The sequence below is a fragment of the Amycolatopsis melonis genome, assembly GCF_040064235.1.
Taxonomy (GTDB): Bacteria; Actinomycetota; Actinomycetes; order Mycobacteriales; family Pseudonocardiaceae; genus Amycolatopsis; species Amycolatopsis melonis.
Genome location: NZ_JBDZYD010000009.1, coordinates 166,317 through 178,752, shown reverse-complemented (window position 1 = coordinate 178,752; position 12,436 = coordinate 166,317). Strand labels below are relative to the sequence as shown.

Sequence of the window (12,436 nt, the reverse complement as noted above, 5' to 3'; positions counted from 1 at the left end):
TAATTTCGCCGAGCCGGTGTTCTTGGGAAAGTCCTTGCGCACCAACGGCGAAGGGCGGGCACGCAGTACGCGCACCCGCCCTTCGCCGCTCGGGCCGGCCTCAGCCGGTACTGGCCTGCGGCGCGATCATCGAGGAGGCGTCGATCTTCGTCTGCACGACGCCGAGCTGCTGCAGCAGGTCGGGCACGCGCTGGATGCGCCGGGCGTCCAGGGTGGACCCGAAGGCGGGCATGACCATGAGGCTGGCGATGTCCTGGTCCACGCGGGCGTTCCGGACGACGAGCGGCTCGATCCGCGACCGGTCCACGGCGGCGTGCGTGGCGTTCTGCATGGCGCGCTGGAACGCGCGCAGGGTCTTCGGGTGGTCCTGGACCCACTTGGCGGTGGCGGCGTAGCCGGTGAGCGGGAAGTTCTGGGTGCTGCCGCTGGCGGCGTCGATCACCGGATAGGCCCCGACGGTCTTGGCGGCCTGCGTGAGGAAGGGTTCCGGCTGGTAGGCGGCATCGACGCGGCCCTGCGCGAGCGCGGCGCTCATCTCGGGCAGCGGCATGGGCACCCACTGCACCTTGCCGGCGTCGACGCCGTGGTCTCGCATCACGGACTGGGTGAGCACGTCCGAGGCGGCGTTCTTCGAGCTGATGGCGATGCGTTTGCCCCCGAGGTCCTTGACGGTCTTGACGGGCGAGTTCGGCACGGTGACGACCTCGTTGCTGCGCGGGCTCGCCGAAGTGGCGTCGGCGACCAGCTTGATGTCCGCGGAGCCGCTGCTCTTGGCCAGGAAGAACAGGGTGTAGGTGGACAGCGCGAGATCGTCCTGGCCGGTGGTCATCCGGGTGAGCGTCTCCTGCCCGCTGGCGCCGACATCGGTCTGCACGTCGAGGCCTTCGGCCTTGAAGTACCCGCCTTCCTGGGCGAGCCACAGCGGAGCGAGGTCGACGGTGGTGAGGATCGCCACCCGGATCGACGGCTTTTCGACATCCCCGGAGGGCTTGGCGGCACCGAGCTGACTACACCCGCTCAGGAGCCAGAGAACCAGAGCGAGCACGCCGAGCCGGCGTGTCGAGGCGCGGCGGGGCATGGCACTCCTCGTGAATGAATCTTCCGATCCGGCTTGTCCAGCCGTGATTCGCCGGACTGTAGATGACGATTTCCCGGGGAGCAAATGCGTGGAGGAGAAATATGTCACGCCAGGTTCACGCGAAAGAGTGACAGGTTGCGTGAAGGGTAACCCACTGACAGCGTTGGTGTTTCCGACAGTAAGTCACCAACGACCTGCGTCTTGGTCTCGTGATCTCGCCACTGCTGGTCGAGGGTTGGCGATGGGCTGATCGTTGTAACGATTGATGGTCCATCCGGCGCTGCTTATCGCCTGATTTCCTGGTTCCTTTCAGTTGGCATTTTCGATTGATTCTCCTATTTCCCTGTTCGCCTTTTTTTGTTACCTCAACCGGCCTTTTCCGTCGTGAATCGACGTAGGCCGGGCGTCGTCGCACCGACCAGCAGGACCGCCAGAACGCACAGCAGTCCACCGCTCGCGAGGGCGAACGCTCCGGAAGTGGCACCCGCGAGGAGCCCACCACGAAGGTTGCCCAGGTCCGGTCCTGCCTGGCCGACGATCTGTTCGGCCGCGGCGACCCGGCCAAGGAGGGCGTCCGGCGTGTTGAGCTGGACCAGCGCGCCCCGCGACACCACCGAAACCGTGTCCGCGGCGCCCGCGAGGACGAGGCAGGCCAGCCCGACCCACGGGTCCGGCGCCAGCCCGAACACGGTGAGCGAGCCACCCCAGGCGATCGAGCCGGCAAGCATCACCAGGCCGGGCCGCGGCAGCCGCGTGAAGGTGCCGGACAGCACCGACGCCGCCACACCACCGACCGCCACGGCCGAGAGGAACAGCCCCAGCGTGCGGGGGTCGCCGCCGAAGCGTTCGGCGTTGACCAGCGGGAAGAGGCTGATCGGCATGGACAGGACGGTCGCGGCCAAGTCCGTGAGCAGCGCACCCCGGACGACCGGCGCCCGCACCAGGAAGGCCAGCCCGTCGAGCACCCCACGCAGCCCAGGCCGCGACGGCTCCCCGTCGGGCCGCATCGACGGGAGGCCGAAGAGGCCGTAGAAGGCCATGCCGAACGTCAGCGCGTCGACGAGGTAGCAGCCGCCGACCCCCAGCCACCCGAGGACGAGCCCGCCGAGCGCCGGGCCGAGCAGCATGGCGCCCTGGAAGGCGATCCGGTTCAGCGCGAGCCCGGCAGGCAGCTGCTCAGGTGGCAGCAGCCGCGGAACGAAGGTCCGCGCAACCGGCCCACCGCCGGCCACGAAGCACGACTGGACGGCCACCAGGCCCAGCACCACCACGACGGGCACATCGCCGAGAAACCCCTGCACGGCAAGGAGAACCGAGCAGCCGGCCTGTCCGGCCGTCGTGAGGAGTGCGAACTTCCGCCGATCGACCCGGTCCACGACCGAACCGGCGAACAGCCCGAACACGACGAGGGGCAAGGCCTGCGCCAGCCCGACGGCCCCGGTCCACACGGTGCTCCGAGTCTCTTCCCAGACCTGGAACATCACGGCGACGACCGTCATCTGGGCACCGAAGCCCGAGAAGACCCGGCCCAGCCAGAGGCGCCGGAAGGGCGGGGAAGAGCGGAGTGGCGTGACGTCGACGAGGGCGCCGGTCAGGGACATGGGGGGATTGTAACAGTGCTTATACGTTTCTCCTTTCGCGTGTGGGTGGCGGGTTTCCGGAGAGCTTGGCCGCGTGGCGGGAGTACGCGGCCGACTTGAGTGGCCGAGTTGGACTTGCCGATTGGCCGATGGGCGAGGGGTAGGTGGCGCGCCGACTTGGGTGGTCGAGTCGGACCGATCGCCTGGCTGGTAGGCGGGTATAGGGATCGGCGGTGCAGCCGAATGGATCACGCGACCCCGCCCGGAGCCGCCCAGGCAGCCGGACCGGCTGCGGCCAGGTTCAGGCCACCGCGAGACTCCCGGCCACAGCGAGGCTTCCGGCCACCGCGAGACTCCCGGCCAGCGCGAGACTCCCGGCCACAGCGAGGTTTCCGGCCACCGCGAAACCTCAGGTCAGCGCGAGACTCCCAGCCACAGCGAGACCTCAGGCCCACCGCGAAGCTTCCGGCCACCGCGAGACCCTGCCATCTCGAAGTACGTGTGGTCCGGGGGCCGTTGCACTCCCGACCACCGCGAGACTCCCGTCCGCGGTGCTGCAGCGGGCGCAGGCGGCCGCGGTGGCCGCGGGTGACGGCCGAGCAGGTCGACGCGGCCGCGCGGGAGCGGCGAGACTTCAGGCCACAGCGAGACTTCCGACCGCGATACCCATCCGCCAGCCCAGCACCATCGCAAGCGAGCCACCATCAGCCACAGCCCAGACCACAGCTAACCAAAGCCAGAGCCCAGCCACGCTCCCGTCGGCCCGAAACGCCGCCTCCACCGCCCCACCACACCGAGCCGACTCCACAGCACCGCCAACTTCTCTTGTACACCAACGATCCAAAACAGCAGGAACAGAAACAGAACCGAAGTAGCCATACCCCAAAGCTACCCGAACACACGTACGAAAGTCATCGCTGAACCGGGTGAAAACCCTTACCCACCAACCAAACCCGCCAAAGCAGCCCCCGATTTCCACACTACCGCAGACCACCGACAAAACTACCTCAGTGCGGAAACATGGTGTCCTTCCTGATAGTCCCGTCCTCCCCGAGCAGGAGCACCTCCGAGCCACCGCCCGCCACGACATCCCCATCCACCTGAACCGACTCCCACTCGAACTTCACCACATCACCCACCCGCAACGCCCCCGGCCGAGCGCGGAACGTGTACTCACCCGTCGCCACGAACCTGTCGTAACTACGGCTCACCCTCCTCTCGATCGCCGCGTGGCCGCGGCAGGACAGCGTCGGGGCCGCGAAACCAAGCTCCGCCGCCTCCTTGATCATTTCCTCCAGTGGCAGAAGGTTGTGCGTGCCATCCGGAGACCACAGCTGCGTGATCATCCTCCAGCGGGCCGCCGGGTCCGGTTCCGTCCAAAGGGCCACATAACGGTCGGCGAGGGCTTGGGGATCGATGTCCGTCATGACCGTCATCGTGCGGCACCCTCATGCGCGAGCCAATTCCCCGGCGGGAATGGTCCACAGAGGACAGTCACCGGTGCGTGACCGGGTCGTCACCATGTGGTGGCGGCAAGTGGACGGAAGTGATTTGGAAGTCGGGTGCGGCAGCATCGGCGCCACACCGAGCAGGAGGAGCGAAACATGAGAGCCGGGGCTATCCACGCCGTCATCGGCACGGCCTTGCTGGGAATCCTTGTCTGTGCGCCCGCCGCCGCGGCTTCCGGCTGTGGTGCAGCCGGGCCCGAGATTGCCACCATCGGCGGCGGGCCCTACATCGGTGACTCGAACACCTCTCAGGACAGCTCCAGCGTCGGTGGTGGCGCGGCGCTCTGCACCGCCAGCGCCGAGATCAGGTAGGCCGACCGCAGCACCGCGTCGCGCAGCAGTGCCGCGCTGTCCTGGGCGCGGGCCGGGAACAGCACGAAGCCCGCGCTCGTGTGCTCGCCCCAGCCCGACATCACGTGCGGCTCCCCGAACGCGCGGATCGGGCACGGCAGCGGTGGTGCCGCCGGCACGTGGGTGTCGCTGACCAGCAGGCTCACGTCCGCACGGGCCGCCTGGTCGGGCACCGCCCGCGCCGCCCGGTCCGGTGGGGCCTGGTGCGCCACGACGAGGGCACGCGGCACCAGCAGGCCCGCCGCCACCCGGCGCTGCGCCAGCCGGTAGGCGACCAGCGCGCCGAGGCCTGCGCCGAACAGCACGTGGGGGCGGCCGAGCACCTCGGCCAGCTCCGCGGACAGCGACTCGACCAGCAGCCACATGTCCCGGTACGGATGTTCGTCCCGCCGCTCGCCCCGGCCGGGCAGCTCGACGACGTGCACCGCGATTCGCGGATCACGCCAGGCCCGGTAGCGGCCGGCGGCTTCGCCGGCGTCCGGGAAACAGACGAACAACAGGCGATCAACGCCGTCTCTGTCCACCCGTGGCCTCCTCTCCTTCTCGACCGGGGTTAGGGTCGACCACAGCACTTCCGTTCCGCTTCGGTCCGCCTTCTGGGGGGCAACACGTGCGCTACCGCCTGCTCGGACCGGTCACGGTCCTCGGCGACACGGGCGCGTTCCGGCCCGGTGGCCAGAAACAGACGTCCGTGCTCGCCGCGCTCCTGCTCAACCCGAACCGCGTGGTCACCGAGGACCGCCTCATCGACCTGACCTGGGGCGAGAACGCGCCGCCGAGCGTGCGCGGGCGGCTCCAGGTGCACATCTCCGAGCTGCGGAAACTCCTCGGCCGCGACGTCATCGTGCGGCGCGCGCCCGGCTACGTCATCGAGGTCGCGCCCGGCGAGCGGGACCTCGACGTCTTCGACGACGAAGTCGCCAAGGCCAGAGCCACCTCCGGGCCGGACGCCGTCGCGCACCTGCGGGCCGCGCTGGCGCTGTGGGACGGCACCCCGCTCGGCGGGGTGAGCGAGGCGCTGGCCGAGCACGAAGGCCCGGCGCTGGCCGAACGCCGGCTCGTCGTGCTGGAGGAGCTCTACGAGGAGGAACTGGCCACGGGACGGCACGGCGAGGTGGTCGGCGAGCTGCGCCGGCTCGTCGACGAGCACCCGTTCCGGGAGCGGCTGCGGGCCGCGCTGATGCTCGCGCTGCATCGCTGCGGCCGCACCCCCGAAGCCCTCGACGCGTATACGCGGGCCCATGACCTGCTGGTGGAGGAGCTGGGCATCGAACCCGGCCAGGCCCTGCAGGACCTGCGGATGCGGATCCTGCGCGGCGAAGGCGAGCCGGTCCCCGCCCCGGTCCCGGCCCCGGTCGCGCTGCGCCCCGCCGAGCTGCCGCTGGACGTCCGCGGGTTCGCCGGCCGGGTCCCGGAGCTGGCCATGCTCGACGAGCCGGGCGACGTGTGGGTGATCACCGGTACCGCCGGCGTCGGCAAGACCGCGCTGGCCGTGCACTGGGCGCACACCGCGCGGGCGCGCTACCCCGACGGCCAGCTGTACGTGAACCTGCGCGGCTTCGACGCCGACGACGAGCCGCTGACCCCCGCCGCCGCGCTCGCGCAGCTGCTGCGGACGCTCGGGGTCGACCTGCGGGACGTGCCGCCCGGCGTCGACGACCAGAGCAAGCTCTACCGCTCGCTGCTGGCCGACCGGCAGGCCCTGGTCGTGCTCGACAACGCCCGCGACGCCGCCCAGGTGCTGCCGCTGCTGCCGTCGTCGGGCCGGGTGCTGGTGACCAGCCGCCACCGGCTCGACGAGCTGGTCGCGCGCACCGGCGCACGGTCGCTGGGCCTGGCCCAGCTGCGGGAGGACGACTCGCAGGCGCTGCTGACCGCGCTGCTCGGCGACCGGACCGCCGCCGAGCCCGAAGCGGCCGCCGAGCTGGCGCGACTCTGCGGGCACCATCCGCTGGCGCTGCGGATCGCCGCGGCCAACACCGGCGTGGCCAGCATCGGCGAGCTGGTCGACGAGCTGCGGGGCGACCCGCTGGCCCAGCTCGGCTTCGACGGTGCCGGGGAAAGCGCCGTCGGCAAGGCGTTTTCGGTCTCCTACCAGGCACTGGCGCCCGGGCTGCGTCAGGCGTTCCGGCTGCTCGCGCTGGTGCCGGGCGCCGACTTCACCGCGGTCGCCGCGGGCGCGCTGCTGGCGGTCCCCGCCGAGGAGGCGACCCGGCGGCTGCGCGGGCTGACCGCGGCGAACCTCCTGGAAGCGCACGCGCCCCGGCGCTACCGGTTCCACGACCTCGCCCGCCGCTACGCCGAGCAGTGCGTGCGCGCCGAGGAGGACGAAACCGCGCGGGAACAGGCGTGGGAACGGCTGTTCACCGGCTACTGCGCGGCCGCGGACGCGGCGGTCGCGCTGCTCGGCGCGCGGATCGTGACGCTCCCCCGCGACGACGCGCCGGCGGCGGCCAGCCCGATCGTCTTCGCCGGCGCCGCCGAAGCCGTGGCCTGGCTGGACGTCGAGGTGCCGAACCTCTCGGCCGTGCTGCGGCAGGCCGCCGCCCGTGGGCCGTACCCCGGCGCCTGGTACCTCGCCGACGCGTTGCGGCGGTTCTTCCACGACCACGGCCGCCGCGCGGAATGGCTCGAACTGGCCCCGATCGTGCTGCGCGCGGCGCAGGACCACGGCGCCCAGCCTGCCGAGGCGCTGGTGCACCTGTCCATCGGCGGCGCGTACTTCCGCGAAGGCCAGCACGAAGCAGGCATCCGGCACTCGGAGAAGGCGGTGCTGGCCAGCCGGGCGTGCGGCTTCTCCGAATGCGAGGCGACGGCGGTCGCGAACCTCGGCGCGATGCTGGAGTGGACCGGCAGGCTGTCGGAGGCGGTCGAGCACAGCCGTCGCGCGATCCAGCTGTTCCGCGAGCTGGGCAACCGGTCCGGCGAGGCGCTCGCGCTGAACTCGCTGAGCTGCCACTACCGCCAGCTGGGCAGGCTGGAGCAGGCCGAAGACTGCCTCGTCGAGGCGATTGCGCTGGCGGACAAGGAGAACCTCGCATTCTGGGCGGCGGCCAACCGCGCCGACCTCGGCTGGGTGCTGCTGGCCACCGGCCGCCTGACCGAGGCAGGCGACGTCCTCGACCAGGCACTGACGGCCTTCCGGGACCTCGGCTCCAGCTTCGGCGAAGCCACCGCACTGACCGCGGTGAGCGCGCTGCAGATCGCCCGCGGCGACCACGACGACGCCGCGCTGACCGCGGAAGCGGCCCTCGCCTGCGTCCGCCGTGACGGCGACCGGCAGATCGAGGCGGCCGCGCTGATCGCACTCGGGCGGGCCAAGGAGGGCCGCGGCGACCTCGGCGCCGCGGAACGCGTCCTGCGCGAAGCCCGCGAGCTGACCGCGGAATCCGGCCTGCGGGGCCAGCTCGCCGAGGCGTCGGCGACGCTCGCGCGGGTCCTGGCCGCCGGCGGCCGCGCGGGCGAGGCCGGTGAGCACGCGCGGACGGCGCTCGACGCGGCCCGCGCGGGCGGTTTCCGCGTGGTGGAAGCGGAGGCGCTGCTGGGACTGGCCGCCGTCGAAGCCGCCGCGGGCCGGTCGATGCTCGCCGATGGGACCGCACGGGAGTCCCGCTCGCTCTACCGCGCTGTCGGGCATGTCACAGGCGAGGCCCTGGCCGCGGATTTCCTGCTCCGGCTGGCCGATCGAGCGACAGGTTGAGCCTCAACGGGTGTTACCTCCGCCCGCGCGGCGCGACATACTGAAGCCATGCCCCGTCCGAAACACGTCGCCGCGAGCGATCTGAAGCTTCCGGACGCACTCATCCCGGGGCGGCCGAAGGGCGACCAGCTCCGCGAAATCCTGGAAACCGCCGCGACGGAGGCCGGCCCGGGCAGGCTGATGCCGTCGGAACGGTTCCTCGCCGAGCACTTCGGCGTCGCCCGCGGCACCGTGCGGCAGGAGATCAACCGGCTCGTCGCCGACGGCGTCCTCTACCGCCAGCACGGCACCGCGACGTTCACCGCCGAACGCCAGGCGGCGCACATCGACATGCTGACCTCGTTCACCGAGGACATGCAGGCCCGCGGCGTCGTCCCGAAGACGAAGGTGCTGCACGCGGAGGTGGGGAGCGCGGGCCCGCGCATCGCCGGACGCCTGAACGTCCCGCCGGGCGCCCCGGTGTTCCGGCTGGAACGGCTGCGGTACGTCGAGGACGAGCCGTTCGCGGTCGAGCGCACCAACCTCTCGGTCGACCGCTTCCCGGGCATCGAGCTGTTCGACTGGGAGACCCAGTCGCTGCACCGCACGATCGAGGAACGCTGGGGCGTGCGCCCGGAGTGGAACGACACGGCGATCTCCGCGGTCCTGCCGAACAGCCACGACGCGGCCCTGCTCGGCGTGGAGCCGACGCAGCCGTGCCTGATCATCGAGGGCACCCTGCACGACCAGAGCGGCGGCGTGATCGAGGCGGGCCGGTCGCTGTACCGGGGTGACCGCTACACGGTCTTCACCCAGGCGCGGCGCAGCCCGGCCTGAGCGCTCTCCCGGCCGGATGACATGAACGACTCTTTCATGTCATCCGACGACATGAACGAGTCGTTCATGTCACTTGGCGGGTGCCACCGGTGCGGTGGGTGCGCAGCAGCTTCAGGCAGTGCTCCACCAGCACGTCGGCCGCTTCGGGGCCGAACAGGGTCACGTACGACTCGTAGATGCCGGCGCGGTGGGCGTCGGCGTCCGGGAGGTACCCCAGATACCCGTCGGTGTAGCCGATCACCCGCGTGTGGCGGAACGGGCTGCCCTCGCGGATCCGCAGGCCCAGCGACGCGAACAGCTCGAACGGCGTGTGCAGCCAGGCGACGTCTCCCAGCGACACGACGCTGACCGGGACCGCCGCGCAGCCCGTCGGCCGGTCGGTGGCCGCCATCGCCGCGAGCATCGCGCAGCCCTCGTAGCGGGTCTGCGCGATCCGGACCGCCGGGTGGTCCTCGCCGTGGACCGCCAGCTCGCGCTGCCACTCCACCTCGGCCGCCTGCCGCAGCTCCAGGCTGTCCTCCAGCGACGGCACGTCGCGGTAGGGCAGGTGCAGGGTCGAGCGCAGCAGCCGGACCGGGCCTGCCGCCCCGACCGCCGACGCCGCCGCCAGCGTGCGCGCGATCGACGTCGCCAGGTGGCCGCCGAGGGTGCGGACCTCGTCGTGGTCGCGGCCGCGGCGGACGAACCGCGAACTCGCGTCGCCCGCCGCGCCCTGCAGGAACGCCGCGACCGGCCGGCCGATCAGCGCCGCCAGCTCGCGGCGGGTCGCGCCCGGCCAGTCCGCCGACCAGGCGAGGTTGTCCGGGCCCAGCACCGTCGGATGGCTGGCGTAGTCGAACAGCAGCGCGGCAGGCGTCCCGTCGTCGCGGCGGAGTTCGAGCACGCCGAACGACGTGTCGTGCGGCCCGTCCGGCCGGTAGCGGTTGCCGCCGACGGCTTCGGTGGACCCCGCGTGCCAGCGGGCCCGGACCCGGCTGCGGCAGGCCCGCAGCCGCAGCGCGGCGCCGGTGACCTTCTCCGCCATGCCGCCGACCAGCCCGGGATCGCGCCGCCCCGGCAGGCCCGGGTGCAGCGGGCCGGTCCAGCCCTCGGGCCCGGAATGCGTGTGCGACGCACAGACCAGCACCCGCTCGGGGTCGATGTCCACGGCCGCGGCGACCGCATCGGCCAGGGTGCGGGTGAGGCCGTCGTCCACCGCGAGCGCGTCCAGCGCCACCCAGACCACGCCGGGATCGTCCTCGGTGGACAGCCAGATGAGCGACGCCTCGAGGTCGTCGTGCGTGCCGGTCGCGACGCCGTGCCGCGCCAGGTAGCCGCCGAGGGGGTGCCCGGGCCCCGGCGTGATCCGGACGTCCTGCGCCGCGAGCAGGAGCGGCGCGGTCACCACGTCGATTCCAGGACGTCGACCACGCCGTCGCGCCCGGCGGCGCGGGCTACGCCGGCAAGCTCGGTGACGTCGTCGGTCGTGTGCAGCAGGACCTCCAGCAGCATCGGCAGGTTCAGCCCCGACACCAGCTCGATGCGCGGGCGCGCCGCGGCGGCCAGCGCGCGGACGGCGTTGAACGGCGAGCCGCCGTGCAGGTCGGCGAGCACGAGCACGCCGTCGGCGTCGCCGGCCAGCGCCAGCACGCGGGCGCCGAACTCCTCCGGGCTGTCGTGCGGGCTCAGCTCGCAGACCTTCAGCCGCGACTGCGGGCCGAGGATCATCTCGGCGGCCTCGCCGACGCCGGACGGCAGCCTGCCGTGGCCGGCGAGGATGATCGGGACGGGCATGGCGGACACTCCTAACTCTTCGCCGGGGCCGATGGCGCGAACCAGCCGAGCCACCCCAGGACGACCCCGGCCACGACGACGATGCCGATGACCCAGACCGGCCGCAGCCGGGCCTTGACCGTCAGCAGGTACACCCCGGCCGTGACCAGCACCGGCAGCAGGTACGGCAGCAGCTCGTCGAGCCGGTCCTGGATCGCCACCGACTGCGTCACCGGCTGTCCCTGGACGGTGGTGGTCTGCCGGTAGGTCAGCGTGGTGACGACCTTGACGATCGACGGGATGAACCCGCCGAGCACGACGAACCCGAGCACGGTCGCCCCCTGCGCGACGCGGGCGAGCGCGCCGGCGGCCAGGTGCCCGGCCAGCCGCTTCCCCTCGCGGTAGGCGAACCCGAACTGCCAGCGCCGCATCAGCGCGTACGGCACGAGCACCATCACCGCGGCGAAGGCCGGGCCGAGCCAGTTGCCCTGCAGCGCCCACGACGCGCCCATGGTGAAGATGATGCTGTTGTACAGCGCGAAGACGACGGTGTCGCCGATCCCGGCGAGCGGGCCCATCAGCGCGACCTTGGTGCTCGCGGCCGACTTCGGCGTCCCCGCCTCCTCCAGCGCGACGGTGGAGCCGAGGATCAGCGGGCCGCCGATCAGCACCGACGTGTTGAAGAACTGCAGGTGCCGCTGCAGGCCGGCGACGTAGTCGGCCTTGTCGGGGTAGAGCCGGCGCAGCACCGGTTCCATCGAGTACGCGAAGCCGAGTGCCTGCATCCGCTCGTAGTTCCAGGAGATCTGGCTCGACCAGAAGTACCGGCGGAACACCCGGCGCAGGTCCTGCTTGGACAGCCGGGCGTCCACCGCGGACTCCTCGGCGGACGCGGGGACGGCGATCGCCGGCTCGGCGGGCTTGAGCGTCACGAAGAGCATCGCGACCGCGACGCCGACGAGCGCGATGCCCAGCACCGGCAGGTGCAGGTAGGCGAACCCGACGAACCCGATCAGCAGCAGGTACCAGTACTTCCGCAGCTCCATCATGCCGAGCAGCAGCGCGAAGCCGACCGCGGGCAGCAGCGACCCGGCCAGCGTCATGCCCTGCACGAACCCGCCGGGGATGCGCGCGGTGATGTCCTTGACCAGGCCGCCGGACGCGGCGAGCGCGGCGAGGAACGTCGGGATCGCGCGCACCGCCACCCACGGGATCAGGCTCACCCAGTGGATCATCGCCAGGCCGCGGGCGTTGCCGTCGGCGGCGTAGCCGTCGGCGCGGTGCACCAGCGCGGTGGTGACCATCTTGCCGACCGGGTCCAGTGCCGAGAGCAGGATCGCGGCGGGCAGGCCGACGCCGATGCCGATCGCGACCTGCGCGGACGTGTCGCCCGCCGCGCCCGCGGCCAGCGCGGTGCCGACGATCGCGCCGGTCTGGTAGTCCGGGATCGTCGCGCCGCCGTAGGTGTAGACGCCGAGGGCGGCCAGCTCCAGCGTCGCGCCGATCAGCAGGCCGAGCAGCGGGTGCCCGGTGATCAGCCCGGCCACCGAGCCGGCGATCAGCGGCCGCTGCGCGTAGATCAGGAACGGGCCGAGCCCGTCGTAGGTGCAGTAGATCGCCCAGATGGTCAGGGCCAGCGCGACGAGCATGC

Annotated in this window: 9 protein-coding genes; 2 read left to right on the top strand and 7 right to left on the bottom strand. The window is 71.9% G+C overall.

What is annotated here, in order from left to right:
- Window positions 1–100 precede the first annotated feature (100 nt).
- The 4 genes from ABJI51_RS24640 to ABJI51_RS24625 all read right to left on the bottom strand — a co-directional run bounded on the left by ABJI51_RS24640 (window position 101) and on the right by ABJI51_RS24625 (window position 5,041).
- A complete protein-coding gene (locus ABJI51_RS24640) occupies window positions 101–1,078 on the bottom strand; it encodes an ABC transporter substrate-binding protein (RefSeq protein WP_348953766.1) in 978 nt (325 codons plus the stop codon).
- Between the two features lie 365 nt (window positions 1,079–1,443).
- Complete coding sequence (locus tag ABJI51_RS24635) at window positions 1,444–2,679, bottom strand: MFS transporter (RefSeq protein ID WP_348953765.1); 1,236 nt, start codon at window positions 2,677–2,679, stop codon at window positions 1,444–1,446.
- A 986-nt stretch (window positions 2,680–3,665) separates the two neighbouring features.
- Window positions 3,666–4,085 carry a hypothetical protein gene (locus tag ABJI51_RS24630; RefSeq protein ID WP_348953764.1) on the bottom strand — a complete coding sequence of 140 codons (420 nt, stop codon included), beginning with the start codon at window positions 4,083–4,085 and terminating at the stop codon, window positions 3,666–3,668.
- A 329-nt stretch (window positions 4,086–4,414) separates the two neighbouring features.
- Entirely contained in the window at window positions 4,415–5,041 is a 627-nt protein-coding gene (locus ABJI51_RS24625) for a thioesterase II family protein (protein ID WP_348953763.1), read from the bottom strand.
- 86 nt (window positions 5,042–5,127) lie between these two features.
- On the opposite strand from ABJI51_RS24625, the gene ABJI51_RS24620 reads away from it, so the two are divergent.
- Window positions 5,128–8,217 carry an AfsR/SARP family transcriptional regulator gene (locus tag ABJI51_RS24620; protein WP_348953762.1) on the top strand — a complete coding sequence of 1,030 codons (3,090 nt, stop codon included), beginning with the start codon at window positions 5,128–5,130 and terminating at the stop codon, window positions 8,215–8,217.
- 48 nt (window positions 8,218–8,265) lie between these two features.
- Complete coding sequence (locus tag ABJI51_RS24615) at window positions 8,266–9,033, top strand: GntR family transcriptional regulator (RefSeq protein WP_348953761.1); 768 nt, start codon at window positions 8,266–8,268, stop codon at window positions 9,031–9,033.
- Window positions 9,034–9,097: 64 nt separating this feature from the next.
- Here ABJI51_RS24615 and ABJI51_RS24610 read toward each other — a convergent pair whose 3' ends face one another.
- Genes ABJI51_RS24610 through ABJI51_RS24600 form a run of 3 tightly spaced genes read right to left on the bottom strand, consistent with a single transcriptional unit; the run spans window position 9,098 to window position 12,434 of the window.
- Window positions 9,098–10,417, bottom strand: coding sequence for a hypothetical protein (locus tag ABJI51_RS24610; RefSeq protein WP_348953760.1), 1,320 nt, complete (start codon window positions 10,415–10,417; stop codon window positions 9,098–9,100).
- Complete coding sequence (locus tag ABJI51_RS24605; RefSeq protein ID WP_348953759.1) at window positions 10,414–10,806, bottom strand: PTS sugar transporter subunit IIA; 393 nt, start codon at window positions 10,804–10,806, stop codon at window positions 10,414–10,416. Before ABJI51_RS24605 ends, ABJI51_RS24610 begins: the two co-directional genes overlap by 4 nt.
- An 11-nt stretch (window positions 10,807–10,817) precedes the next feature.
- Window positions 10,818–12,434, bottom strand: a complete 1,617-nt coding sequence (locus ABJI51_RS24600; RefSeq protein WP_348953758.1) for a PTS system mannose/fructose/sorbose family transporter subunit IID — start codon at window positions 12,432–12,434, stop codon at window positions 10,818–10,820.
- Between the last annotated feature and the right edge of the window lie 2 nt (window positions 12,435–12,436).